This is a genomic window from Nonomuraea corallina, assembly GCF_027620315.1.
GTDB classification, from domain to species: Bacteria; Actinomycetota; Actinomycetes; order Streptosporangiales; family Streptosporangiaceae; genus Nonomuraea; species Nonomuraea corallina.
Genome location: NZ_JAPNNL010000103.1, coordinates 1 through 25,409, shown reverse-complemented (window position 1 = coordinate 25,409; position 25,409 = coordinate 1). Strand labels below are relative to the sequence as shown.

The 25,409-nt window shown below is 72.1% G+C and carries 23 protein-coding genes; 16 read left to right on the top strand and 7 right to left on the bottom strand.

Translation table 11 applies throughout. The features are described 5' to 3' along the window. Together OUY22_RS23350 and OUY22_RS23345 are read right to left on the bottom strand one after the other, a co-directional pair. Positions 1 to 592 (bottom strand): glycosyltransferase family 2 protein (locus tag OUY22_RS23350; protein WP_270157234.1); only part of this gene is annotated, 592 nt, incomplete at its 3' end. Beyond that, positions 589 to 2,220 carry a carbamoyltransferase family protein gene (locus OUY22_RS23345; RefSeq protein ID WP_270157233.1) on the bottom strand — a complete coding sequence of 544 codons (1,632 nt, stop codon included), beginning with the start codon at positions 2,218 to 2,220 and terminating at the stop codon, positions 589 to 591. The genes OUY22_RS23350 and OUY22_RS23345, both read right to left, overlap by 4 nt. Before the next feature lie 169 nt (positions 2,221 to 2,389). On the opposite strand from OUY22_RS23345, the gene OUY22_RS23340 reads away from it, so the two are divergent. The 3 genes from OUY22_RS23340 to OUY22_RS23330 are packed head-to-tail and all read left to right on the top strand — an operon-like array spanning position 2,390 to position 4,224. Beyond that, complete coding sequence (locus OUY22_RS23340) at positions 2,390 to 2,992, top strand: D-glycero-alpha-D-manno-heptose-1,7-bisphosphate 7-phosphatase (protein ID WP_270157232.1); 603 nt, start codon at positions 2,390 to 2,392, stop codon at positions 2,990 to 2,992. Beyond that, positions 2,989 to 3,909, top strand: coding sequence for a glycosyltransferase (locus OUY22_RS23335; RefSeq protein ID WP_270157231.1), 921 nt, complete (start codon positions 2,989 to 2,991; stop codon positions 3,907 to 3,909). Before OUY22_RS23340 ends, OUY22_RS23335 begins: the two co-directional genes overlap by 4 nt. 6 nt (positions 3,910 to 3,915) lie before the next feature. Next, positions 3,916 to 4,224 (top strand): WhiB family transcriptional regulator, encoded by a 309-nt coding sequence (locus OUY22_RS23330; RefSeq protein ID WP_408638194.1) that lies wholly within the window; start codon positions 3,916 to 3,918, stop codon positions 4,222 to 4,224. Here OUY22_RS23330 and OUY22_RS23325 read toward each other — a convergent pair. Further along, positions 4,160 to 4,645, bottom strand: coding sequence for a peptide deformylase (locus OUY22_RS23325; RefSeq protein WP_270157230.1), 486 nt, complete (start codon positions 4,643 to 4,645; stop codon positions 4,160 to 4,162). The genes OUY22_RS23330 and OUY22_RS23325 overlap by 65 nt on opposite strands. A 230-nt stretch (positions 4,646 to 4,875) precedes the next feature. Here OUY22_RS23325 and OUY22_RS23320 point away from each other — a divergent pair, with 230 nt between their 5' ends. Together OUY22_RS23320 and OUY22_RS23315 are read left to right on the top strand one after the other, a co-directional pair. Next, on the top strand, positions 4,876 to 6,120 hold the full coding sequence (locus OUY22_RS23320) for a uroporphyrinogen-III synthase (protein ID WP_270157229.1): 1,245 nt from the start codon (positions 4,876 to 4,878) through the stop codon (positions 6,118 to 6,120). Further along, positions 6,117 to 6,818 (top strand): sirohydrochlorin chelatase, encoded by a 702-nt coding sequence (locus tag OUY22_RS23315; RefSeq protein ID WP_270157228.1) that lies wholly within the window; start codon positions 6,117 to 6,119, stop codon positions 6,816 to 6,818. Before OUY22_RS23320 ends, OUY22_RS23315 begins: the two co-directional genes overlap by 4 nt. A gap of 165 nt (positions 6,819 to 6,983) precedes the next feature. Here the strand turns inward: OUY22_RS23315 and OUY22_RS23310 are convergent, their stop codons facing one another. After that, a complete protein-coding gene (locus OUY22_RS23310) occupies positions 6,984 to 7,838 on the bottom strand; it encodes a PAC2 family protein (protein WP_270157227.1) in 855 nt (284 codons plus the stop codon). A gap of 186 nt (positions 7,839 to 8,024) precedes the next feature. Here OUY22_RS23310 and metH point away from each other — a divergent pair, with 186 nt between their 5' ends. From metH to OUY22_RS23265, 9 genes are all read left to right on the top strand, one after another. After that, positions 8,025 to 11,489, top strand: coding sequence for a methionine synthase (gene metH / locus OUY22_RS23305; protein ID WP_270157226.1), 3,465 nt, complete (start codon positions 8,025 to 8,027; stop codon positions 11,487 to 11,489). 38 nt (positions 11,490 to 11,527) lie between these two features. After that, the gene (locus OUY22_RS23300; RefSeq protein WP_270157225.1) at positions 11,528 to 12,172 is read left to right on the top strand and encodes an HAD family hydrolase; all 645 of its coding nucleotides are present in this window, start codon (positions 11,528 to 11,530) and stop codon (positions 12,170 to 12,172) included. 107 nt (positions 12,173 to 12,279) lie between these two features. Next, positions 12,280 to 12,744: a VOC family protein gene (locus OUY22_RS23295; protein ID WP_270157224.1), complete on the top strand. Its 465-nt coding sequence runs from the start codon at positions 12,280 to 12,282 to the stop codon at positions 12,742 to 12,744. Between the two features lie 87 nt (positions 12,745 to 12,831). Further along, complete coding sequence (locus OUY22_RS23290) at positions 12,832 to 13,335, top strand: cellulose synthase (RefSeq protein WP_270157223.1); 504 nt, start codon at positions 12,832 to 12,834, stop codon at positions 13,333 to 13,335. A 228-nt stretch (positions 13,336 to 13,563) separates the two neighbouring features. After that, the gene (locus tag OUY22_RS23285) at positions 13,564 to 14,556 is read left to right on the top strand and encodes an ABC transporter permease (protein WP_270157222.1); all 993 of its coding nucleotides are present in this window, start codon (positions 13,564 to 13,566) and stop codon (positions 14,554 to 14,556) included. A gap of 45 nt (positions 14,557 to 14,601) precedes the next feature. After that, positions 14,602 to 16,368: an ABC transporter substrate-binding protein gene (locus tag OUY22_RS23280; RefSeq protein WP_270157221.1), complete on the top strand. Its 1,767-nt coding sequence runs from the start codon at positions 14,602 to 14,604 to the stop codon at positions 16,366 to 16,368. Positions 16,369 to 16,452: 84 nt separating this feature from the next. Further along, positions 16,453 to 17,466, top strand: coding sequence for an ABC transporter permease (locus OUY22_RS23275; protein WP_270157220.1), 1,014 nt, complete (start codon positions 16,453 to 16,455; stop codon positions 17,464 to 17,466). After that, the gene (locus OUY22_RS23270) at positions 17,463 to 18,488 is read left to right on the top strand and encodes an ABC transporter ATP-binding protein (RefSeq protein ID WP_270157219.1); all 1,026 of its coding nucleotides are present in this window, start codon (positions 17,463 to 17,465) and stop codon (positions 18,486 to 18,488) included. Before OUY22_RS23275 ends, OUY22_RS23270 begins: the two co-directional genes overlap by 4 nt. 32 nt (positions 18,489 to 18,520) lie before the next feature. Beyond that, positions 18,521 to 19,510: an ABC transporter ATP-binding protein gene (locus OUY22_RS23265; protein WP_270157235.1), complete on the top strand. Its 990-nt coding sequence runs from the start codon at positions 18,521 to 18,523 to the stop codon at positions 19,508 to 19,510. 19 nt (positions 19,511 to 19,529) lie between these two features. Here OUY22_RS23265 and OUY22_RS23260 read toward each other — a convergent pair whose 3' ends face one another. From OUY22_RS23260 to OUY22_RS23250, 3 genes are read right to left on the bottom strand one after another with little or no spacing between them, the layout of a single operon-like run. Continuing rightward, on the bottom strand, positions 19,530 to 20,222 hold the full coding sequence (locus OUY22_RS23260; protein WP_270157218.1) for a response regulator: 693 nt from the start codon (positions 20,220 to 20,222) through the stop codon (positions 19,530 to 19,532). Beyond that, positions 20,219 to 21,394 (bottom strand): sensor histidine kinase, encoded by a 1,176-nt coding sequence (locus OUY22_RS23255; RefSeq protein ID WP_270157217.1) that lies wholly within the window; start codon positions 21,392 to 21,394, stop codon positions 20,219 to 20,221. Before OUY22_RS23255 ends, OUY22_RS23260 begins: the two co-directional genes overlap by 4 nt. A gap of 58 nt (positions 21,395 to 21,452) precedes the next feature. After that, complete coding sequence (locus OUY22_RS23250) at positions 21,453 to 22,313, bottom strand: RecB family exonuclease (RefSeq protein WP_270157216.1); 861 nt, start codon at positions 22,311 to 22,313, stop codon at positions 21,453 to 21,455. Positions 22,314 to 22,459: 146 nt separating this feature from the next. Here OUY22_RS23250 and OUY22_RS23245 point away from each other — a divergent pair, with 146 nt between their 5' ends. Together OUY22_RS23245 and OUY22_RS23240 are read left to right on the top strand one after the other, a co-directional pair. After that, the gene (locus tag OUY22_RS23245; RefSeq protein WP_270157215.1) at positions 22,460 to 23,596 is read left to right on the top strand and encodes a site-2 protease family protein; all 1,137 of its coding nucleotides are present in this window, start codon (positions 22,460 to 22,462) and stop codon (positions 23,594 to 23,596) included. 294 nt (positions 23,597 to 23,890) lie between these two features. After that, positions 23,891 to 25,393 carry an FHA domain-containing protein gene (locus OUY22_RS23240; protein ID WP_270157214.1) on the top strand — a complete coding sequence of 501 codons (1,503 nt, stop codon included), beginning with the start codon at positions 23,891 to 23,893 and terminating at the stop codon, positions 25,391 to 25,393. Positions 25,394 to 25,409: the final 16 nt, after the last annotated feature.

Genomic DNA, 25,409 nt, shown 5'->3' with positions numbered 1-25,409 from the left:
GCTGGAACCGGACGCTGGCCCAGAAGCCGTCGTCGCGCACCGGGTGCACGGTCACCCGGGTGCCCTTGACCAGCCGGTAGCCGGTCCGCTGCAGGCGCAGGGCCAGGTCGGCGTCCTCGCGGTAGGCGCGCGGGAAGCGCTCGTCGAACCCGCCGACCCGCTCCAGCGCCGAGAGGCGGAAGGCCATGTCGGCCGTGGGCCAGTCGGCGCCGGCCAGCCCGGCCGTGTGCCGCTCGCCGTCGGTGGGGCGGCGTCCGGCGGGCAGCGGCACCACGATCCGGCCCTGGCTGCCCGCCACGTCCTCCGGCAGGTCCGCCAGGTCCTCGCGGACCGCGTCCACCCAGCCGGGCGCGGGCACCACGTCGTCGTCCAGGAACGCCACCCACGGCGTGTCCGCCGCCCGCCATCCGGCGTTGCGCGCCGCCGCGGGGCCGCGACCGCCCGAGCGCACGACGCGTACCCCGGCCGGCACCTCCAGCGGCTCGGCGGCGCCGCGCCGGTCGTCGGCGACCACCACCGGGACGCCCGTCAGCGCGGCCAGCGTGGCGCGCAGGCTGGGCCGCCCGATCGTGGGGATCACCACCGTGATCACGAGGCGAACACCTCCCCGCGCCGGATCAGGTACGGCCCCAGGGCCAGCACGTCCACCGGGGCGGAGCCGAAGCACTCCAGCGCGTCCCGCGGGTCGTCCACCATGGGCCGCCCGGCGGTGTTGAGGCTCGTGTTGACCAGGACGGGCAGCCCGGTCCTGGCCTCGAACTCGGCCAGCACCCGCGCCATCAGCGGCTCGGCGGCGGGGGAGACGGTCTGGATCCTGGCTGTCCCGTCGACGTGCACCACGGCGGGCAGGCGCTCGCGCCAGCCGGGGCGCACGTCGTGCACGAACAGCATGTACGGCGACGGCACCGGCCCCCGGGCGAAGACGGCGGCGGCCCGGTCTTCCAGCACCATGGGCGCGATCGGCCGGAACTGCTCGCGTCCCTTGACGTCGTTGAGCCGTTCGGTGTTGGCCGCGTGCCCCGGGTGGGCCAGCAGCGAGCGGTGGCCCAGCGCCCGCGGCCCGTACTCCGACCGCCCCTGGAACCAGGCGACGATCCGGTCGGCGGCCAGCTCGGCCGCCACCGCCCCCGCCAGGTCCGCCGGCCGCGTGTACGGGACGCGCGCCACGTCCAGCCACGCCCCCAGCTCCTCGTCGGTGAAGCCGCGCCCGAGCGCGGCGGTGCTCATCGGCGCGGCCGGCTCCCCGTACGCCTGCGCCAGGTGGAGCGCGCCGCCCAGCGCCGTGCCGGAGTCCCCGGCGGCCGGCTGCACCCACACCTCCTCGAACGGCCCTTCGGCGAGCAGCCGGGTGTTGGCCACGCAGTTCAGCGCCACCCCGCCGGCCAGGGCCAGCCGCCGCTCGCCGGTCCGCTCGTGCAGCCAGCGGGCCAGGTCGAGCAGCACCTCTTCGAGCCGGGCCTGCACGCTGGCCGCCAGGTCGGCGTGGTCGTCCGTCCACGGCTCGCCCTTGCGCAGCGCCTTGGCGTAGCCGCTCCACTCGATCGGCGTCACGTGGAAGCCGCCGTCGTCGGTCGCGTAGACGAGGTCGCGCAGCTCCTCCAGGAACCGGGGCCGGCCGTAGGAGGCGAGCGCCATGACCTTGTACTCGTCGCTGGAGCGCAGGAAGCCCAGGTGCTCGGTCACGTCCTCGTACATCAGCCCGAGCGAGTGCGGCAGCCGCTGCGCGGCCAGCACCTCCAGCTCGCCGCCGGTGTAGCGGCCGGCCAGGTGGGAGACGTCCTCACCGCGGCCGTCGCACACCAGCACCGCGCAGTCGCGCCAGGGCGAGGCCAGGCCCGCCGAGGCCGCGTGCGCGATGTGGTGCGGCACGTAGCGCACCTTGGCCGGGTCCAGCCCGGGCAGCGCCGTGGACAGGAACAGCGGGGCGCGGACCGCGTACCGGGTGCGCAGGTCCTCCCAGTCGCCGTCCGGGCGCTGCTCGACCAGGGCGGGGTCGTAGGAGTAGGCCACCGCGTCGATGTCCTCGGGCCCGATGCCCGCCTCCCGCAGGCACCAGGCGGCCGCCTGCTCCGGCAGTTCCCACGCGGAGAACGGGAGCGGGCGCTTGCCGTGCTTGCGCCGGCTGAACCGTTCCTCCTCCGCGGCGGCGACCACCTTGCCGTCCACGATCAGGGCCGCGGCCGGGTCGTGGAAGATCGCGTTGATGCCGAGAAATCTCATCGGTTCCCTTCCTGCGGAGATACGAGAACCGCTACCGAGAGAAGCGCTTCTCAAACACCCCCGTCTCCTCCATATGCGGAAATACCCCTGCTTAGCCCGCATTGGTCACGCTAAGTAGTTGTTTGCCGGACGAGGCCCCGGGTAGCAGTCGGCCACGCGACGGAGGTGGATGGTGTTCGAACAACGACGTCCCGGGGCCGTGCTCTTCGACAGGGACGGAACCCTGATCAGGGATGTCCCGTACAACGGCGACCCCGCGCGGGTCCAGCCCATGCCGGGCGCGCTGGAGGCGTTGAGCAGGCTGCGCAGGGCCGACCTGCCGGTGGCGGTGGTGACCAATCAGTCGGGCGTGGCCAAAGGGCTGATCACCGCGGACGAGATGGAGCAGGTCAACGCCCGCGTGGAGGAACTGCTGGGGCCGTTCGACGCGTGGGCGATCTGCGTCCACGACGACGTCGACGGCTGCACCTGCCGCAAACCCGCGCCCGGCCTGCTCATCAGGGCCGCGGCGGTGCTCGACGTCAGCCCGCGCGAGTGCGTCATGGTCGGCGACATCGGCCGCGACATGGAGGCGGCCAGGGCGGCCGGGGCGCGGGGCATCCTCGTGCCGACCGAGCAGACGCTGCGCGTGGAGATCGAGCAGGCCCCCGAACTAGCCGACGACCTCCTCGACGTGGCCGAACGGCTGCTGCGCGAGGTGGACGCCGCGCCGGCCCCGGTCGCCGTGGGCGGCTCGGCCTGGTCGCGCGCGCTCGGCTGGAGCCGTTGGTGAGGATCCTCCTCTGGCACGTCCACGGCTCGTGGACCACCTCGTTCGTGCACGGCCGCCACGACTACGTGCTGCCGCTCGTGCCCGGGCGCGGCCCTGACGGCAGGGGACGGGCCGAGACCTACCCGTGGCCGGACCGCGCCCGTGAGGTGCCGTGGGACCGCCTGCGCGACGAGCCGATCGACGTGGTCGTCCACCAGCGCCCGCACGAACTCGACCTGGCCCGCGAGTGGCTCGGCCGCGACCTGCCCGGCGTCTACGTCGAGCACAACACCCCCGCCGGCGACGTGCCGCGCACCCGCCACCCGCTGGCCGGCCGCTCCGACCTCACGCTCGTCCACGTCACCCACTTCAACGAGCTGTTCTGGGACAACGGCCGGGCGCCCACCCGGGTCATCGAGCACGGCGTCGTGGACCCCGGCCACCTCTACACCGGCGAACTGCCCCGGGCCGGCGTCGTGGTCAACGAGCCCGTCCGGCGCACCCGCGTGGCCGGCACCGACCTGCTGCCGCGCTTCGCCGCGAAGGTCCCGCTCGACCTGTTCGGCATGAAGGTCGAAGGTCTGCCGTACGGGACGTACGAGGACCTGCCGCAGGCCCGCATGCACGCCGAGCTGGCCAGGCGGCGGGTCTACCTGCACCCGTACCGGTGGACGTCGCTCGGGCTGGCCCTCATCGAGGCGATGACCCTGGGCATGCCCGTGGTCGCCCTGGCCACCACCGAGGCCGTCGAGGCGGTGCCGCCGGAGGCGGGCGTCCTGTCCACCCGGGTGGAGACGCTGGCCGGGGCGCTGGAGGAGTTCGCGGCGGACCCGGAGCGGGCCGCCCAGGCCGGGAAGGCCGCGCGGGCCGCGGCTCTGGCGCGTTACGGGCTCGGCAGGTTCCTGGAGGACTGGGACCGCCTGCTTGAAGAGGTATGACCCGAAATGCCCTGGGTAGGCGCCATGGGCATGATGATGCTCGACTGGTCACGCAGGGCCGCCTGCTCCGACCTGGACCCTGAGCTGTTCTTCCCGATCTCGCTCCAGGGCCCGGGCCAGTCACAGGTGGAACGCGCCAAAGCCATATGCCGGACCTGTCCCGTACGGGAACCATGCCTCGACTACGCGATCAGCAGCGGCCAGACGCACGGCGTCTGGGGCGGCACCGATCCCGACCAGCGGCGCGCGCTCATCCCGAGGCAAGCGCCGCGGCCAGAAACCGTCCCCGCTCGTCCGCTGACAGGTGGTCGCTGAACAGCACCCCGTCCAGATGATCGGACTCGTGCTGCAGCACCCGCGCCAGCACGCCCAGAGCCCGCACCGTGACGGGCTTGCCGAACATGTCGCGCCCGCGCGCCGTGACCATGAAGGCGCGCTCCAGCGGCCACCACACGCCCGGCGCCGACAGACACGCCTCGTCCGCCGTGATCCGCCGCTCCGACAGCTCCAGCCGCGGGTTGACCAGATGGCCGGACGCGCCCTCGTAGGCGTAGACGAGCACCCGCAGCGGCACCCCCACCTGGGGAGCGGCCAGCCCCGCCCGCCCGGCGCCCGCGCGCAGGGTCAGCGTCATCGACCTGACCAGCCCGCGCAGCTCCTTGTCGAACTCCCGCACCGGCTCGGCCACCGACCGCAGCACCGGATCGTCGAACGCCCTGATCGGCAGCACCGCCACCCGCAACCCCCCGAATGATCACGTCGCACATCGACGGGGTTCCCGCTCGCGGCGGCGGCCAATCCCGCGGGATGTGGCTTGTAGCACAGCGGTAACAGAAGGGACCCAGCGAGGAAACCCCCGGAATCCACGATGAAGGGGTGATCTCACTTCCGGTTCACGTGCCTGTGATGTCCGGCCGGGTGCTCGGGGCCCGGCCGGACCTCCCCGACCCACGACGAGGTTCTCGCATGAGTGCGCCAACCATCAGTGCGCCGTCCATCGGCGACGTCACCACGTCGCCGGAGATCTCACCGTCGCCGATCTCACCGTCGCCGATCTCACCGTCGCCGGAGATCTCACCGGAGACCGCGCCGGACGCGCTGGCGGGGTTCACGATCGGCGTCACCGCCACCCGGCGGCGCGAGGAGTTCGGGGCGCTGCTCGAACGGCGCGGCGCCCGCGTGCTCAGCGCCCCGGCGATCAGGCTCGTCCCGCTCGCCGAGGACGCCGACCTGCTCGCGGCCACCCGGCAGAGCCTCGAAGGGCCCGTCGACGACGTGGTCGTCACCACCGGCGTGGGCTTTCGCGGCTGGATGGCCGCCGCCGAGGGCTGGGGCCTGTCCGCCGAACTGGGCGACCACCTCGCCCGCGCGCGCCTGCTCACCCGCGGGCCCAAGGCCAGGGGCGCGGTCCGCGCCGCCGGGCTCAACGACCACTGGACCCCCGCCACCGAATCCTGCGCCGAGGTCAAGGACTACCTGCTCGCCCAGGACCTGCGCGGCCGCCGCATCGCCGTCCAGCAGCACGGCGAGCCGCTCACCGACTTCATCGCCGCGCTGCGAGAGGCGGGCGCCGAGGTGATCGAGATCCCCGTCTACCGGTGGCTGCCGTACCGCGACCCCTCGCCGCTGCGCCGCCTGATCACCCAGACCATCGCCGGCTCGGTCGACGCGGTCGCCTTCACCAGCGCGCCCGCCGTGCACGCCATGCTCAACGCCGCCAGGGCCGAAGGCGTCGAGGACGCGCTGCTGGCCGCGTTCGGCGGACGCGTCGTGGCCGCCTGCGTCGGCCCGGTCACCGCGGGCCCGCTCACCGACCGCGGCGTGCCCACGATCCAGCCCGACCGGGCCCGGCTGGGCGCGCTCGCCCGCGTCCTGGCCCGCCACCTGCCCGCCGAGTCCGTGTCCCGGCTGGAGGCGGCCGGCCACCACCTGGAGATCCGCGGCCACGCCGTGGTCGTCGACGGCGAGCTGCGCCCGCTGCCGCCCGCCCCGATGGCCGTGCTCAAACGCCTGGCCGACAAGCCCGGCCACGTCGTCTCCCGCGCCGACCTGCGCGTCGTCCTGCCCGGCAGCACCGCGAGAGACTCGGCCGAGCACGCCGTCGAGATGGCCATCACCCGCCTGCGCCGCGCCCTCGGCCCAGCCGGGATCGTCGAGACCGTGGTCAAGCGCGGCTACCGGCTGGCCTGCCGGTACGAGGGCGTCCAGTGACCCCGACCCTCGTCCTGGCCGCCCACGGCACCCGCAGCGAGGAGGGGCGGCGCACCCTGTCCGCGCTGGCCCGCGCCGTCCGCGCGGCCCGCCCCCGCCACCGGGTCGAGCTGACCTACCTGGAGATCAGCGCGCCGCTGCTGCGCGACGTGCTGCCGCGCGTGCCCGGACCGGTGGTCGTCGTCCCGCTGCTGCTCGCGGGCGGCTACCACGTGCACATCGACCTGCCCGCCGTGCTCGCCGAACACCGGCCCGACGCCCTCGTCGCCCGCCAGCTCGGCCCGCACCGGCTGCTCACCGGCGCGCTCGCCCGCCGCCTGCACCGGGCCGGCCTGCGCGCCACGGACGCGGTCGTGCTCGGCGCGGCCGGGTCCTCCGACCCCGCCGCCCTGGCCGACGTGCGCGCCGCCGCCCACCGGCTCGCCGTCCGCCTGTCCCGCCCCGTCACCGCCGCCTTCGTCTCGGCCGGCGAGCCGGGGCTCCCCGAGGCCATGGAACGGCTGCGGTCCGGCCCCGCGGCACGGGTGGCGCTCGCCTCCTACCTGCTCGCGCCCGGCTTCTTCCACTCCCGCCTGGCCGCCGTGGGCCCCGACCTCGTCAGCGCGCCGCTCGGCGCCGACCCGGACGTCGCCGCCCTGGCCTGGCACCGCTACGACGAGACCCTGCGCCACCGCGCCCTCACCCGGGCAGCGGTCTGACCGGTGTTCCCCGCCGCGGCCCGGCGCCGGGCCTCTTCGGCGGGCGCGTCGCGGGCCGGCTCGGGCACGGACGCCCGGCGTCCTGACGGGTCAGGCGCGTTGTGGACGGAATCGCCCTGAGCGGCCCCATGTGAGCGAGCGGCCCCATGCGGGCCGCCGGGGCGGTCAGGTGTCGGTGTCGCGGTCGCGACGCCTGAGGTAACGCTCGAACTCGGCCGCGATCGCGTCGCCGCTCGCCTCCGGCAGCTCCGCCGCGTCCTTGCGCTCCTCCAGCTCCTTGACGTACTCGGCCACCTCGCTGTCCTGCGAGGCCAGCTCGTCGACGCCGTGCTCCCACGCGCGGGCCTCCTCGTCGAGGTCGCCCAGCGGCATCGGGATCTCCAGCACGTCCTCCAGCCGGCGCAGCAGCGCGAGCGTGGCCTTCGGGTTGGGCGGCTGGGCCACGTAGTGGGGCACCGACGCCCACAGCGTGACGGCGCTCAGGCCCGCGCGGCCGAACGCGTGCTGCAACACGCCCACGATGCCCGTCGGGCCCTCGTAGCGGCTCAGCTCCAGGTTGATCGAGCGCGCCAGGCCCTCGTCGGTGGCCGAGCCGAGGATGGGCACCGGCCGCGTGTGGGGCGAGTCGTTGAGCAGCGCGCCCAGCATGACGGCCTGCTCGACGCCCAGCTCGCGGCAGACGTCGATGATGTCGGCGCAGAACGACCGCCAGCGCATGTTGGGCTCGATCCCGCGCAGCAGCACCACGTCACGATCGAGGCCCGGCGGACGGGCGCGCAGCAGCCTCGTCGTCGGCCAGATGATCGACCGGGTCAGCCCGTCGCCCATCTCCACGACCGGGCGGGTGACCTGGAAGTCGTAGTAGTCGTCAGGGTCCAGCTCGGCCAGCGGCTCGGCCTTCCAGGCGGACTCGAGATGGGCGATCACACCGCTCGACGCCTCGCCCGCGTCGTTCCAGCCCTCGAACGCGGCAATGAGCACCGGGTCCACGAGCTCGGGCAGCCCTTCGAGCTCGATCACGTGTCGCCTCCTGTCTGCACCATCGCGCTAAGCCTATGCGGTGAGGAGGTACTCCTGTCACGTGGTAAGGGCGATCAGTGGTATCCGTCGTACGGCCTGTCGTGGAGCGCCAGGAGGGCCGGGTGGGGGCGGGCGGCCGCTCGGCGGCGCGGATCCCGGTTCGGCACAGCCGATAGGCTGTGCTCCATGAGCGTCGCCCAGACATTCCGAGAAGTGCTGTCCCAGCGTGTGATCGTCGCCGACGGCGCCATGGGCACGATGCTCCAGGCCCACGACCCCACCCTCGACGACTTCGAAGGTCACGAGGGCTGCAACGAGGTGCTCAACGTCACGCGGCCGGACATCGTCGAGGGCGTCCACGACGCCTACTTCGCCGTGGGCGTCGACTGCGTCGAGACCAACACCTTCGGCGCCAACCTCGCCGCGCTCGGCGAGTACGACATCGGCGACCGGGTCTACGAATACTCCGAGGCCGGCGCCAGGATCGCCAGGCGGCGCGCCGACCACTGGTCGACGCCCGACCAGCCCCGGTTCGTGCTCGGCTCGATGGGCCCCGGCACCAAGCTGCCCACGCTCGGCCACCTGCCGTTCGCCAGCCTGCGCGACGCCTACCGCGACAACGCGGCGGGCCTGGTCGCCGGCGGCGCCGACGCGCTGATCATCGAGACCTGCCAGGACCTGCTCCAGGTCAAGGCCGCCGTGCTCGGCGCGAAGCGGGCCGTCGAGGCGGCCGGGCGCGACGTGCCGATCATCGCCCAGGTGACGATCGAGACCAACGGCGCCATGCTGCTCGGCTCCGAGATCGGGGCCGCGCTGACCGCGATCGAGCCGCTCGGCGTCGACGTGATCGGCCTCAACTGCGCCACCGGCCCCGCCGAGATGAGCGAGCACCTGCGCTACCTCGCCCGCCACTCGCGGCTGCCGCTGTCGTGCATGCCCAACGCCGGCCTGCCCGTGCTCACCTCCGACGGCGCCTACTACCCGCTGAGCGCCGAGGAGCTGACCGCCGCCCACGACGCCTTCACCCGCGACTACGGCCTGTCCATCGTCGGCGGCTGCTGCGGCACCACCCCCGAGCACCTGCGCCAGGTGGTCGAGCGGGTGCGTGGCCGTCAGGTCGCCCCCCGCCGCCCGCACCCCGAGCCCGGCGCCTCCTCGCTCTACCAGACGGTCCCGTTCCGCCAGGACACCTCGTTCCTCGCCGTCGGCGAGCGGTGCAACACCAACGGCTCCAAGGCCTTCCGCGAGGCCATGCTGGCGGGGCGCTGGGACGACTGCGTCGAGATGGCCCGCGACCAGGCCCGCGGCGGCGCCCACATGCTCGACCTGTGCGTCGACTACGTCGGCCGCGACGGCGTGGCCGACATGAAGGAGCTGGCGTTCCGGCTGGCCACCGCCTCCACCCTGCCGATCATGCTCGACTCGACCGAGCCCGAGGTGCTCCGCGCCGGGCTGGAGATGCTCGGCGGCCGCGCCGCGGTCAACTCCGTCAACTACGAGGACGGCGACGGCCCCGACTCCCGCTTCCAGAAGATCATGCGGCTGGTGCGGGAGCACGGCGCCGCCGTGGTGGCGCTCACCATCGACGAGGAGGGGCAGGCCCGCACCGCCGAGCACAAGGTGCGCGTGGCCGGCCGCCTGATCGACGACCTGACCGGCAACTGGGGCATGCGGGTCGAGGACATCATCGTCGACTGCCTCACCTTCCCCATCGCCACCGGCCAGGAGGAGACCAGGCGTGACGGCCTGGAGACCATCGAGGCCATCCGCGAGCTCAAGCGGCGCCACCCCGGCGTGCAGACCACGCTCGGCGTCTCCAACATCAGCTTCGGCCTCAACCCGGCCGCCCGCATGGCGCTCAACTCGGTGTTCCTGAACGAGTGCGTCAACGCCGGGCTCGACTCCGCCATCGTGCACGCCTCCAAGATCCTGCCCATGGCCCGCATCCCCGACGAGCAGCGCCAGGTCGCCCTCGACATGGTCTACGACCGGCGGCGCGAGGGCTACGACCCGCTGCAGCGGTTCATGGACCTGTTCGAGGGGGTCGACGCCGCGGCGATGCGCGCCGGCAAGGCCGAGGAGCTGGCCGCGCTGCCGCTGTGGGAGCGGCTCAAGCGCCGGATCATCGACGGCGAGCGCAAGGGCCTGGAGACCGACCTCGACGAGGCGCTGACCCAGCGGCCCGCCCTGGAGATCATCAACGACGTGCTGCTCGACGGCATGAAGACGGTCGGCGAGCTGTTCGGGTCCGGCCAGATGCAGCTGCCGTTCGTGCTGCAGTCGGCCGAGGTGATGAAGGCCGCCGTCGCCCACCTGGAGCCGCACATGGAGCGGGTCGAGGGCGAGACGAAGGGCCGCATCGTGCTGGCCACCGTCAAGGGCGACGTGCACGACATCGGCAAGAACCTCGTCGACATCATCCTGTCCAACAACGGCTACGAGGTCGTCAACCTCGGCATCAAGCAGCCGGTTTCGGCCATCCTGGAGGCCGCCGACGAGCAGAAGGCCGACGTCATCGGCATGTCCGGCCTGCTGGTCAAGTCGACGGTGGTCATGAAGGAGAACCTCGAGGAGCTCAACTCCCGGGGCCTGGCCAAGCGCTACCCGGTGATGCTCGGCGGCGCCGCGCTCACCCGCGCCTACGTCGAGCAGGACCTGGCCGAGCTGTTCGAGGGCGAGGTCCGCTACGCCCGCGACGCCTTCGAGGGCCTGCGCCTGATGGACGCGATCATGGCCGTCAAGCGCGGGGTGGCCGGCGCCGAGCTGCCGCCGCTGCGCCGGCGCCGGGTCAAGACCGGCGCCCGGTTGAGCCGCACCCCCGTCGAGGAGCTGCCGGCCCGGTCCGACGTGGCCGCCGACAACCTGGTGCCGGTGCCGCCGTTCCACGGCGACCGCATCGTCAAGGGCATCCCGCTGGCCGACTACGCGGCGTTCCTCGACGAGCGGGCGCTCTTCCTCGGCCAGTGGGGGCTCAAGCCGACCAGGGGCGGCGACGGTCCCGGCTACGAGGAGCTGGTCGAGTCCGAGGGCCGGCCGAGGCTGCGCATGTGGCTGGAGCGGATGCAGACCGAGGGCCTGCTGGAGGCCGCCGTCGTCTACGGCTACTTCCCGTGCGTCAGCGACGGCGACTCGCTGGTCATCCTCGACGAGTCGGGCGGCGAGCGCACCCGCTTCACGTTCCCGCGCCAGCGCCGCGACCGCCACCTGTGCCTGTCCGACTTCTTCCGGAGCAAGGACTCGGGGGAGACCGACGTGGTGGGCCTCCAGGTCGTCACCATGGGCGGCAAGATCTCCGAGGCCACGGCCGAGCTGTTCGCCAAGGACGCCTACCGCGACTACCTGGAGCTCCACGGCCTCTCGGTGCAGCTCACCGAGGCGCTGGCCGAATACTGGCACGCCCGGGTCCGCTCGGAGTGGCGCATCGGCGGCGACGAGTCGCTCGACGACATGCTGAAGGTCAACATCCAGGGCTGCCGCTACTCGTTCGGCTACCCTGCCTGCCCCAACCTCGAGGACCAGGTTCAGCTCTTCCAGCTGCTCGACCCGGAGCGGATCGGCGTCACCCTGTCGGAGGAGTTCCAGCTCCATCCGGAGCAGGCGACCTCCGCCCTCGTCGCCCACCATCCCGAGGCCAAGTACTTCAACGTCTGATGTACTTCAACGTCTGACGGTCTCAGGAGGGTTACGGGGTGGAAGCGGTCTTCTTCGACATGGACGGCCTCCTGGTCGACACCGAGCGGGTGTGGCTGGAGGTCGAGACCGAGGTGATGAGCAGGCTCGGCACCGACTGGACTCCCGAGCATCAGGCCCACCTGGTCGGCGGCTCCATGGAGCGCACGGTCGACTACATGCTGGGCGTCTCGGAGTCGCCGGTGCCCGCGTGGACGGTGCGCCAGTGGATGGTGACCGGCATGGTGGCCCGCCTGGCGGGCGGTGTGAGGATCATGCCGGGCGCCGGCGAGCTGCTCGACGCGCTGGGGGACGAGGGGGTGCCGGTGGCGCTGGTGACGTCGTCGCTGCGGGAGATCGCCGACGCGGTGCTCAAGCACGTGGGCCGCGAGCGTTTCGACGCCGTCGTCACCGCCGACGACGTCGTCCGCACCAAGCCCGACCCCGAGCCCTACCTGACGGCGGCCGACCTGCTGAAGGCGGAGCCGGTGCGCTGCGTCGTGCTGGAGGACTCGCCCAACGGGGTGGCGGCGGCGACGGCGGCGGGGTGCGCCGTGGTGGCGGTGCCGAGCCTGCTGCCGGTGGATCCGGCGCCGGGCCGCCTGGTGGTCCCCTCGCTCACGGAGGTCACCCCGGCCCGCCTGCGCGCCCTGCTGCCTTCCTGATCCGTCTCCCGCGCGCCCTGACGGGGAATCCGCGGCCGCGCCGTTTAACGCGGCACCCCGGGTGCAGAGGGCAGGGCCGGAGCTGATCGCGGAGAGGGGTGGTTCGCGTGGCGGACGGGGACGGCAGGCCCGAGTTGTGCCAGGTGGTGCTCGACTGCACCGACGCCAGGGCCTTGGCGGAGTTCTACCGGGCCCTGCTGGGGCTGGTCTACCGGCCCGGTGACGAGCCTCCAGAGACTGGGGCCGACGACGAGCGGGGCCGTGACTGGCTGGTCCTGCGCACCCCGGGCGGAGCTTCGCGGCTGGCCTTCCAGCAGGTGGACGAGCTGCCCGAGGCGACCTGGCCGGGCGGAGCGGTGCCCCAGCAGCTGCACCTGGACCTGAGCGTGAGGTCGGTCGGGGAGCTGCGGGCCGCGCACGAGCGGGTGCTGCGCCTCGGCGGACGGCTGCTGCTGGACCGCATCGAGGACGAGGAGGAGCCGCTGCGCGTCTACGCCGACCCGGCGGGGCACCCCTTCTGTGTCTTCGTCACCACGCGCGCGGCGTCGGGGGCGGACGGGGTCGACCCTTAAGGGGCCGCTGGTTCTCCCGGAGGAGGGGCGGGGGCGGCGCCACGTGCCAGGATGGAGAGAAAAGGCGCATACCGAGGGGTGACCCGCATGGGTTTCGAACAGATCGCATGGTTCCCGCTTTGCATCGGCCTGACCATCGCGGGGCTGGTGATGAGCTTCCTGGCGTTCCGGCGCCGGGGCGCGGCCTTCGGGCTGCGGGTGCTGGCGTGGGCGCTGCTGCCGCTGGCCGCGTACCTGACCGACGCGCTGCGGGCGCTGTGGACGATCGGCTCCACCCTCGTCGGGTTCGTGGCGAACCTGGTGTTCAACCCGCTGGTGTGGGCGGGGGTGGCCGTGGCGGGCCTGTCGGTGGTGCTGTTCGTCGTCTCCGGCGTGCTGCGCGGCAGGAAGCTCCGCAAGGCCGGTGGCGCCGGGAGCAGGGGCGACGCCGGGAGCGCCGGCGGCACGGCGAAGGCGAAGCCCGCCCCCGCGTCCGAGGGCGGCCGGTCGCAGGCGTCCGCCCGGCCCGCCGTGGAGAACAAGAAGGCGTCCAAGGGTGATGACGACTTCTCCGACATCGAGGACCTTCTCCGGCGTCGCGGCATCAGCTAGATCCCGGTATGTCACGGATCTGAGACGCAACCAGGACTGGTCGTGCACATTCCCACCAAGATCGATACGAATGAGTTTCGCGTCAATCACAGTTGAGCCACATAGCGGCCTGAGGGGCTAGTCAGCGCAGATCAGGCCATACATTCTGCCTCCTGAAGGTCGCGACGAAGCGGTCTTTACGACGAATCTCCAGACAACGTCGTCTGAATAATCAGGGGGCTATCCGGCATGACCGCACCGCTCGACGTTTCCGGAGCCTCGGCGCAGGTGCCGCCCGAGGCCACGCTCGCCGGAGCGGGCAGAGCCGTCCAGGGCCGGTCCCTCACCCGGATCGCCTGGATGCGGCTGCGGCGCGACAAGGTCGCGCTCAGCGGCGGCATCGTCGTGATCTTCTTGATCCTGGTGGCGATCTTCGCGACGCCGATCATCAGCCTGTTCGGCCACGACCCGCTGGAGTTCCACCAGGAAGCGATCGACCCCAACACCCTGCTGCCCCTGGGCGACTTCGGCGGCATGAGCGCCGAGTACCCGCTCGGCGTCGAACCGGTCAACGGCCGCGACATCTTCAGCCGCATCGTCGCCGGGGCCGGCATCTCCTTGCTGATCGGCTTCCTGGCCACGATGGTGTCGGTGCTCATCGGCACGGTCATGGGCGTCATCGCCGGCTACTTCGGCGGCTGGGTCGACCAGATCATCGGCCGGATCATGGACGTGTTCCTGGCCTTCCCGCTGCTCGTCTTCGCCATCGCGCTGGTCGGCGTGATGCCCAACGAGGGATTCGGGCTGGAGGGCAACGGGCTCCGCATCGCGATGCTCATCTTCATCATCGGCTTCTTCAGCTGGCCCAGCATCGGGCGCATCGTCCGCGGGCAGACGCTGTCGCTGCGCGAGCGCGAGTTCGTCGACGCCGCCAGGAGCCTGGGCGCCCGCAACGGCTACATCCTGTTCCGCGAGATCCTGCCCAACCTGATGGCCCCGATCCTGGTCTACGCGACCCTGCTCATCCCGGCCAACATTCTCTTCGAGGCCGCGCTGTCGTTCCTCGGCGTCGGCGTCAACCCGCCCACGCCCACCTGGGGCGGCATGCTCTCCGAAGCCGTGCGGTTCTACACCCTGCCGCACTTCGTGATCTTCCCGGGTCTGGCGATCTTCATCACCGTCCTGGCGTTCAACCTGTTCGGTGACGGACTGAGGGACGCCTTCGACCCGCGGGCGCACTGACCTTCGCCCACGCTCCATCCCCATCTCCACTAACAAGGGGTATCAATGAGAAGGAAATCCGCACTGGCAGCGGCCGCGACAGCGGCGCTCGCCCTGGTGCTCTCCGCCTGCGGCGGCGGAGGGGGCGGTACGCAGCAGCAGCCGGCCCAGTCGGCTTCCGGCGGCGCCGCGCAACCCGTGGCCGATGCCGCCCTGACCCAGGTCTACAACCCTTCGACCAAGAAGGGCGGTACCCTCAAGGCCGCGCACTCCGGCGACTGGGACAGCCTCGACCCCGCCGACACCTACTACGGCTACTCGTTCAACTTCGGCCGGCTCTACTGGCGGACGCTGACGATGTACAAGCCGGGCCCCGGTCCGGAGGGCAACACCGTCATCCCCGACCTCGCCGAGTCCCTGGGCGAGCCGAGCTCTGACGGCAAGAGCTGGACGTACAAGATCAAGCAGGGTGTCAAGTTCGAGGACGGCACCCCGATCACGTCCAAGGACGTCGCCTACGCGGTCGCGCGCTCCTTCGACAAGGAGACCTTCCCGCACGGCCCCTCGTACCTCAACGAGCTGCTCGCCTGGCCGGAGGACTTCAAGGGCGTCTACAAGACCCCGGACGCCGACTACAGCTCCGCCGTCGAGACCCCCGACGACCAGACGATCGTCTTCAAGCTGAAGAAGCCGTTCGCGTCGATGGACTACGTCGTCCAGATGCCGATGACGGCCCCGGTTCCCAAGGACAAGGACACCGGCGCCAAGTACCGGGAGAAGGTCGTCTCCTCCGGTCCGTACAAGTTCGAGAGCAACGAGATCGGCAAGCGCTTCGCCCTGGTCCGCAACGACCAGTGGGACCCGGCGACCGACCCGAACCGGCCCGCGCTGCCCGACCGCATCGAGGTCCAGCTCAACGTCAACGCCGACGACCTCGACAACCAGCTCATCTCCGGTGACATCCACCTGGACATCCCCGGCACCGGTCTCCAGCCCGCCGCCCTCGGCAAGGTCCTGCCGGACCCGGCGCTGAAGGCCCGCACGGACAACCCGGTCATCCCGCGGCTCTGGTTCGTCTCCGTGATCCCGGAGGCCCCGCCGCTGGACAACGTCGAGTGCCGTAAGGCCGTCCTGTGGGCCGCCGACCGCGTCGCCAACCAGACCGCCTACGGAGGCCCCGTCGCCGGTGGCGACATCGCGACCAACGTCATGCCGCCGCCCGTCGTCGGCCAGGAGAAGTTCGATCTCTACCAGACCCCTGAGAACAAGGGCGACGTGGAGAAGGCCAAGCAGGCCCTGGCCGCCTGTGGCCACCCGGACGGCTTCGAGACCACGATGACCTACCGCGCCGAGCGCCCGCGTGAGAAGGCGCTGGCCGAGGCGATGCAGCAGGCCCTGGCCAAGGTCAACATCAAGCTCACGCTGAAGGGCTTCCCGGCCTCCAGCTACTTCTCCGACTACGCCGGCAACGTCGAGTACCAGAAGAAGAACAAGATCGGCCTGGCCGGTCACGGCTGGGGCTCCGACTGGCCCGACGGTTACGGCTTCATGCAGGCCATCGTGGACAGCCGCACCATCCGCGACGCCGGTAACTACAACCTCAGCGTCAAGAGCGACAAGGTCGACAGCCTGATCGACCAGGCCTCGGGCGAGCTCGACGCGACGGCCCGCGGCAAGCTGTGGGTCGACGTCGACAAGGCCGTCATGGAGGACGCCTCGATCCTGCCGGTGGTCTGGGCCAAGGCCCTGCTCCTGCGCGGCGAGGGCGTGACGAACGTCGCCTACAACGAGGGCCAGAGCATGTACGACTACATCCTGCTCGGCGTCGAGTAGCAGGCGAGGCACGGGGATCTAGCGAAGGCAGGTGAAGGCAGGGATGGCCTGCCCGGCGACGGGCAGGCCATCCGGCCGCCAGCGGTGCTCACATACATCATCAGACGATTCATCGGCGCGATCGCCATGTTGATCATCATCAGCATGGTCACCTTCGGCATCTTCTTCGTGGTGCCGCAGTGGGCCGGGTCGAGCCCGGAGGCGCTGGCCTCGCGCTACGTCGGCCGCGCGGCCACGGAGGAGACGGTGGCCCTGGTCGCCGAGCGGCTGGGCTTTAACGATCCCGTGATCGTGCAGTACGGCCGGTTCGTCAAGGGCATCTTCGTCGGCGCCGAGTACGACTACGGCGCGGGCGTGGAGCAGTGCCCGGCGCCCTGCTTCGGCTACTCCTTCATCAGCGGCCAGCCCGTCTGGCCGGACCTGCTCGACCGGATGCCGGTGACGTTCTCCCTCGCCATCGGCGCCGCCTTCCTCTGGGTGGTCGGCGGCGTCTTCGTCGGCGTCGTCTCGGCGCTGCGCCGCGGCACCCTGTTCGACCGCCTGTCCATGGGCACCGCCCTGGCAGGCGTGTCGCTGCCCATCTTCTTCACCGGCATGGTCACGCTGGTCGTCTTCTCCTACGGACTCGGCTGGACACCACCGGGCGGCTCGTGGACGGACTTCACCGTCAATCCAGGGGAGTGGGCCTACAACCTGCTGTTGCCATGGATCACGCTGGCGTTCCTGTTCGCCGCCACCTACGCGCGGCTCACCCGGGCGGGAATGCTGGAGACCATGGGCGAGGACTACATCCGCACCGCCAGGGCCAAGGGCCTGCGCGAACGGGACGTGGTGGTCAAACACGGACTGAGAGCCGCGCTGACCCCGATCCTGACCCTGTTCGGCATCGACTTCGGCCTGCTGATCGGTGGCGCCGTCCTCACCGAGACCACCTATACTCTGCCCGGCCTCGGCCAGTTCGCCATCCTGGCCATCAGAAACCAGGACCTGCCGCAGGTCATGGGAGTCGTCCTGTTCGCGGCCTGCTTCGTGGTCATCGCGAGCCTGGTCGTCGACCTGCTGTACGCCTGGGTCGACCCGAGGGTGAGGTTGTCGTGAGCTTCCTTGACGTCAAGGACCTGAAGATCCATTTCCCGACGGACGACGGTCTCGTCCGCTCCGTCGACGGACTGACCTTCTCCCTCGAACGCGGCCGCACGCTCGGCATCGTCGGCGAGTCCGGCTCCGGCAAGAGCGTGACCAGCCTCGGCATCCTCGGCCTGCACAAGGGCGGCCGGGCGCAAATCTCCGGCGAGATCTGGCTCGACGGCGAGGATCTCGTCTCCATGCCCGCCGAGCAGGTACGCGGCCTGCGGGGCAAGAAGATGGCGATGATCTTCCAGGATCCGCTGTCGTCGATGCACCCGTACTACACGGTCGGCCACCAGATCATCGAGGCCTACCGGATCCACCACGACGTCAGCAAGCAGGTCGCCCGCAAGCACGCCATCGACCTGCTCGGCCGCGTCGGCATCCCGGAGCCGGCCAGGCGCGTCGACAGCTACCCGCACGAGTTCTCCGGCGGCATGCGCCAGCGCGCGATGATCGCCATGGCGCTCTCCTGCGACCCCGAGCTGCTCATCGCCGACGAGCCGACCACCGCGCTCGACGTGACCGTGCAGGCGCAGATCCTCGACCTGATGCGCGACCTGCAGCGTGAGTTCAACTCCGCGCTCATCATCATCACCCACGACCTCGGCGTGGTGGCCGAGCTGTCCGACGACATCCTCGTCATGTACGCGGGCAAGTGCGTCGAGTACGGCACGGCCGACGACATCTTCTACCGTCCCGAACACCCCTACACCTGGGGGCTGCTCGGCTCGATGCCCCGGCTCGACCGCGAGCCGACCGACCGGCTGCTGCCGATCAAGGGCTCCCCGCCGTCCCTCATCAACGTGCCGCAGGGCTGCGCCTTCCATCCGCGCTGCCCGTACTCCGAGCGCACCGAGGGGCGCGCCTCCGCCGAGGTCCCGGACCTGGCCCCGACCGAACGCGGCCACCTGGTGCGCTGTCACCTGCCCAGGGCCGAACGGCGGGAGCTGTGGGAGAACGAGATCAAGCCAGTCCTGGAGACCCAGTGAGCGAGAACGAGCCGCTTCTTTCCGTGCACAACATGGAGAAGCACTTCCCCGTCACGGCGGGCCTGTTCAAAAGGCAGGTCGGCGCCGTCAAGGCGGTCGACGGGATCAGTTTCGACGTGTTCCAGGGCGAGACCCTCGGCCTGGTGGGGGAGTCCGGCTGCGGCAAGTCCACCACCGGGCGCCTGGTCACCCGCCTGCTGGAGCCGACCGCCGGCAAGGTGGTCTTCGAGGGGCGTGACATCACGCACCTGAGCCAGGGCAAGCTCCGGCCGCTCCGCCGCGACATGCAGATGATCTTCCAGGACCCGTACTCGTCGCTCAACCCCCGGCACACGGTCGGCGCCATCGTCGGCGCCCCGTTCCGCATCCAGGGCGTCAAGACCGAGCAGGGCGTCAAGAAGGCCGTCCAGGACATCCTGGAGCTGGTCGGGCTCAACCCCGAGCACTACAACCGCTACCCGCACGAGTTCTCCGGCGGCCAGCGCCAGCGCATCGGCATCGCCCGCACGCTCGCGCTCAAGCCGAAGCTCATCATCGCCGATGAGCCCGTCTCCGCCCTGGACGTCTCCATCCAGGCGCAGGTCGTCAACCTGCTGGAGGACCTGCAGCGCGAGCTCGACCTCACCTACGTGGTCATCGCCCACGACCTGTCGGTGGTGCGGCACATCAGCGACCGGGTCGCGGTCATGTACCTCGGCAAGATCGTCGAGGTCGCCGACCGCAAGAGCCTCTACAGCGCTCCCATGCACCCCTACACCAACGCGCTGCTGTCGGCGGTGCCGGTGCCGGACCCGAAGGCGCGCAAGGAACGCGAGCGCATCCGCCTCACCGGCGACGTGCCCAGCCCGCTCAACCCGCCGCCCGCCTGCCGCTTCCACACCCGCTGCTGGAAGGCGCAGGAGATCTGCAAGCAGGTCGAGCCGCCGCTGGAGGAGCGGGCCGACGGCCACCGCGTGGCCTGCCACTTCCCGGAGAACGCCCCCGCCGCGGCCACCCCGGCCGCCGGCGACGCGCAGGTCTGACCGCCGCCCCGGGCGCCCCCTACGACAGGGCGCCCGGTGTGATCAGGCCGCTCTCGTAGGCCAGCACCACCGCCTGGACGCGGTCGCGCAGCCCCAGCTTGGTGAGCACGTTGCCGACGTGCGTCTTGACGGTCGTCTCGCTGAGCACCAGCTTGGCCGCGATCTCCGCGTTGGACATGCCCTTGGCGATCAGCCGCAGCACCTCCAGCTCCCGCTCGGTCAGCCGGTCCAGCCGTGCGGGCGCGGGCTGCTCGTGGGCCGACGGCAGCCGGGCCGCGAACCGGTCGAGCAGCCTGCGGGTGACGCTCGGCGCCACGATCGCGTCGCCTGCCGCCACCACCCGGATCGCCTGGACCAGCTCGTCGGGCGGCACGTCCTTCAGCAGGAACCCCGACGCCCCCGACCGCAGCGCCTCCACGATGTACTCGTCGAGGTCGAACGTCGTCAGCACGAGCACCTTCGGCACGTGCGCCGACGGGGCCGCCCGGGGCGCGTCGCGCACGATCCGCCGGGTCGCCTCGATGCCGTCGACCCCCGGCATGCGGATGTCCATCAGCACCACGTCCGGCAGCAGCGCTCTCGTCTGCTCCTGCGCGGCCTTGCCGTCGCCCGCCTGCCCCACGACCGTGATGTCGGGCTCCGCCTCGAGGATCAGGCGGAAACCGGTGCGGAGCAGCGGCTGGTCGTCCACCAGCAGCACTCTGATCGTCATGATCCGTCCTTCAGGGGGAACCTCGCCCGCACCTCGAAACCGCCCTCCGGTCTCGGGCCGATGCTCAGAATTCCACCACAGAGCGCCACCCGCTCGCGAATCCCGACCAGCCCGTGGCCCGGCTCCTCCGTCTGGGCGGCGCCCGCGCGCCCGTCGTCCAGCACCCGGACGTCCAGCTCCCACCGCCGGTGGCACACCGTCACCACCGCCCGCGCGCCCGGCCCGGCGTGGCGCAGGCTGTTGGTCAGCGCCTCCTGGACGGTGCGGTAGGCGGCCAGGTCCACCCCGGCGGGCAGCGTGACCGCCTCGCCCCGCACCGCCAGGCGCGTCGGCAGCCCCGCCTCCGTCATCTGCTCCACCAGCGCCGGCAGGTCACGCACCCCCGGCTGCGGCCCGAGCTCCACGCCCGCGTCGGTCCGGAGCACGCCCACGATGTCGCGCATCTCCGACATCGCCAGCCGGCCGGTGTGCTCGATCGCGGTCAGCGCCTCCCGCGCGCTGTCGGGGTCCTTCTCCAGCACCTTGCGCGCCGCCGCCGCCTGCACCGTCATCACCGACACGTGATGCGCCACCACGTCGTGCAGCTCCCGCGCGATCCTGGAGCGCTCCTCGGCCCGCGCCGCCCGGGTGTCGGCCGCGTGCGCCCGCTCCAGCCGCGCCGCCCGGTCCTTCAGCTCCTCCATATAGGCGCGGCGCAGCCGCAGGCTCCGGCCCGTGCCCCAGACCGCCGCCAGCACCGCGGCCGTCATCAGCTGGTCGCTCCGGTAGGTCGTGCGGACCGGCCCGGCGGCCGACCCCACCGCGTAGACCACCAGCGACACCAGCAGGCCGCACAGCGCCGCCGCCAGCCCTCGGTTGGACGCCACCGAATAGAGCATCACCAGCACCGCCGCGCCGCCCAGCCCGTAGCCGTAGCCGAGGGACGCCAGCAGCGTCTCGGGCGCCAGGCTCGCGCAGAGCCCCGCCAGCGGCCAGCGCCGGCGCCCCGCCACCGGCACGCACGCCACCAGCACCAGGGACGCGCCCAGCGCGTCGGGGCCGCGCAGCCCCTCGACCACCAGGCCCTGCGCCTCCGGCCGGCCGACGTCCTGGGTCAGGAACAGCACCAGCGACAGCGCGGCCACCAGCACCGCCAGGACCGAGTCATGGAACGTCGTTCGGTCTGCGCGCACCGCTTCACTGTAGGCCCAGGTGAGCCGGGGCAACCTCCTCCTCCAGGAGGAGAAGCGACTACAGCTCGTCGGTGGCCGCGCGCCGGCGGCGGCGCACCGTGTCGCCCGGCTGCCGGTCGGGCACCGGCGGGGGAGAGCCGCCGAACTCCGGGCAGAGCGCCTGATGGTCGCACCAGTCGCACAACCGGCTGCGCCGCGCCCGCCACTCGCCCGTGTCGAGCGCCCGCTCGATCGCCTGCCACAGCGCCTTCACCTTGCGCTCGGTGGCCAGCAGGTCGGCCTCGTCCGGCGCGTACCGCAGCACCTCGCCCCGTCCGCCCAGATAGACCAGCTGCAGCAGCCGCGGCACCTCGCGGCGCAGCCGCCACAGCACCAGCGCGTAGAACTTCATCTGGAACAGCGCCTTGGCCTCGAAGTCCGGCCCCGGCGCGCTGCCCGTCTTGTAGTCGACCACCCGGACCTCGCCGGTCGGCGCCACGTCCAGCCGGTCGACGTACCCCCGCAGCATCAGCCCGCCGTCGAGCACCGCCTCCACGTAGAGCTCCCGCTCGGCCGGCTCCAGCCGGGTCGGGTCCTCCAGCGTGAAGTAGCGCTCCAGCATCTCGCGCGCCTGGGACAGCCACGCCGCCTGCTCCTCCGGGCCCGCGAACATCTCCGCCAGCTGCGGGTCCTCCTCCAGCAGCCGCCGCCACTGCGGCTCCAGCAGCTCCAGCGCGGCGCGCACGGAACGCTCCGGCGCCGGCAGGTCGTAGAGCCGCTCCAGCACCGCGTGCACGACCGTGCCGCGCACCGCGGCCTGCGAGGGCTTCTCCGGCAGCTGGTCGACCACCCGGAACCGGTAGAGCAGCGGACAGGTCATGAAGTCGCCCGCCCGGGACGGGGAGAGGGCTCCGATGATCACGGGCTCGGTCAACGTCATGACCCGCACTCTAGGACACCTCCCCGACACAATAAGGCCCCCGCGCGTCCTGGATCACCCGATCCTGCGCGTAGCATCAAGGCAGGCGCGGCCCTGCTCGTGCGGGCGGGCGGCGTGCGGACGGCGTGCGGAAGTCAAGGAGTGCGGTGAGCGAGCAGAGCCCGCGACAGGAGTTCTCCGGTCTTCGGATGGGAAAGCCGTTCGGCATCCCGGTCTACGTGTCGTGGACGTGGTTCATCGTCGCGGCCTTCATCACCTGGCTGTTCGGCGAGACCTTCGGCCTCATGCTGCCGGGGATCAGCGCCGCCGCCGCCTACGGCGTGGCGTTCGCCTTCGCGGTGCTGCTGTACGTGTCGGTGCTGCTGCACGAGCTGGCCCACAGCGTCCTGGCCAAGTGGTACGGCCTGCCCGTGCGCCGCATCACCCTCTACCTGCTCGGCGGCGTCTCCGAGATCGAGAAGGAGCCGCCCACCCCGGGCAAGGAGTTCATGGTCGCCGCCGCCGGGCCCGCGCTCTCCCTCGGCCTGGCCGGGATCGGCTGGCTCGCCGACGTCTTCCTGGTCACCGGCGACGGCGTCCCGCAGGTGCTCATCTGGCAGCTGTGGGTGGCCAACCTCATCGTCGGCATCTTCAACCTGCTGCCCGGCCTGCCGCTCGACGGCGGCCGGATGCTCCGCGCCGGCGTGTGGAAGCTGGCCCGCAACCCCGGCACCGGCACCGTCGCGGCCGCCTGGGGCGGGCGGGTCCTGGCGGTCCTGCTCGTCGCCGCGCCGTTCGCGCTGGCCACGGCCACCGGGCAGGAGATCGACGTCCTCGACCTCGTCTGGCCGATCGTGCTGGCCTCGTTCATCTGGATGGGCGCCTCCCAGTCGCTGCGCGTGGCCCGCATCCGCGCCCGCATCCCCCAGGCCAACGCCCGCACCCTGGCGCGCAGGGCGATCCCCGTCACGGCCGAGACGCCGCTCGCCGAGGCGCTGCGCCGGGCGGCCGAGGAGCACGCCGGCGCCCTGGTCGTGGTCGACCACGAGGGCCGCCCGCTCGCCATCGTCAACGAGTCGGCGGTGCAGGCCACGCCCGAGCACCGCCGGCCCTGGGTGAACGTCGGCGCCATGGCCAAGTCGCTGGAGCCGTCCATGGTCCTGGCCGCCGACCTGGTGGGCGAGCCGCTCATCGACGCCATGCGCGACGCCCCCGCGGGCGAGTACCTCCTCGTGGAGCGGGGCGGTGAGATCTACGGCGTGCTGTCCACCGCGGATGTCAACCGGGTCTTCGCCGGCGTCTGATTTGTCCCACTCGAATATGCGGCCGGCCACCACTAGTGTCGTGCTCGGTGATCTAGCCGGCCCGGCGATTCGAAGCCAGGACCTCTGGCCCGATAGTGTGCTGTTTGGCCAAACTTGCACAGTTGACGGGTTTATCGCGGCTCCCGGTTCACCGAATCGAGACGCGAGGCGGTCCCGCCGTCTGGGTATGCGTATGGCTGGTGGCCAGCACGGTGATGCGCGCACCACGGCATCGCCTGCTTCCGGGAAGGACACTTGAGTGACCGAGCGCAGCACGGTCATGTGGGAGGACTCATGACGGACCAGGGCTTCGGGACGGTGCGGCCGCTTCCCGGCAACGGGCTCGTCGCGTACGAGGGCGGCTTGCTGCTGGTGTGCGACGTCGACGAGGCCTCCGGCACCCGCCTGATCGACGCGCTGCGCCAGACGGCCGCCTCGGGGGGCGACGGCAGGGCGCTCGCGCGCCGCGCCGCCCAGGTGCTCGCCGCCACCATGACCGGCGACCCCGGCACCTGCGCCGTCGCGGGCCGCGTCGGCGACGGCGTGGCCGTCCTGGTCAGCGGGGCCGCCTCCGCCCTCGTCACCGGTCCCGCCGGCGACATCCGGCTGTCCGGCAGCGACTCGCTCACCTGGGCCGACCGGCTCATCGGCGGCCCGGTCGACCGGGTCGAGCTGACCCTGCCCGGCTCCGGCCGCCCCCACCCCGCCGTCCGCTTCGAGAGCGGCGTCGTCCATGGCGCCGGCATCGTCGGCGAGCTCACCGGCCGGGGCCCGGCCCGGAGCGGCGCCCACTCCAAGCCGCTCACCAGCGAGATGCCCAACACGGCGCTCCACTTCGAGCCCGACCTGATGCCCCGCCAGGAGCCGCCCGCGCCCGCCCAGGCGCTTCCCTACCCGATGTCGGGCGCCGACCAGCAGTCGCAGCCCGCCCCCCAGCCGCCGTCCGGCCCCCAGCCGCACCCGGGCTCCCAGCCGTACTCCGGCCCGCAGCCGTACTCCGGTCCCCAGCCGCTCTCCGGCCCGCAGGCGCACTCCGGCCCGCAGGCGGGGCCGCCGGTCGCCGACCTTCCTCCCGCGCGCCCCGAGCCGGCGCCGTTCCCCTCCTACGACGAGCCCGCGCACGCCGCGCCGCCGCAGGCCGGCAACGGCACCACGCCGGAGTACGAGCAGCAGCCCGCCCCCGTGGGCCCGCCGCAGGACCACTACGACCCTGGCCCGCCCCTGATGGGCGGCCCGCCGCAGGACGCCCACCTGCCCATGGGCCCGCCGCCGCAGCACGAGCAGCAGCCGGCGCCCGTCCAGGAGCAGGCCGACCACGGCGATCGGCCGCTGGTCTACGGCGTCGACTGCAAGAACGACCACTTCAACGACCCGCGCGCGCCCTACTGCGCGGTGTGCGGCATCGCGCTCGTGCAGCGCTCCCTCGTCCCCTACAAGGGGCCGCGCCCCTCGCTCGGCGTCCTCGTCCTCGACGACGGCACCGCCCTGCCGCTGGAGGCCGACTACCTGCTGGGCCGCGACCCCGAGCGGGCCCCCGAGGTCGCCGGCGGCAGCGCCCGCCCGGCCAAGGTGACCAGCCCTGACGGCTCGGTCTCGCGCCGCCACCTGCGCGTGGCGCTCGACGGCTGGGACGTCAACCTGGTCGATCTCGGCTCGGTCAACGGCACCCAGATCCAGCCGCCCGGCGACCCGAACTTCTACGACATCCCGCCGAACGAGCCCGTCACCATCGCCCCGGGCACCACCGTCCGCGTCGGCGTCTCCCGTACCCTCCGCTTCGAGGCCCACCGGAGCTGACCTCGCGAGGCGCTCG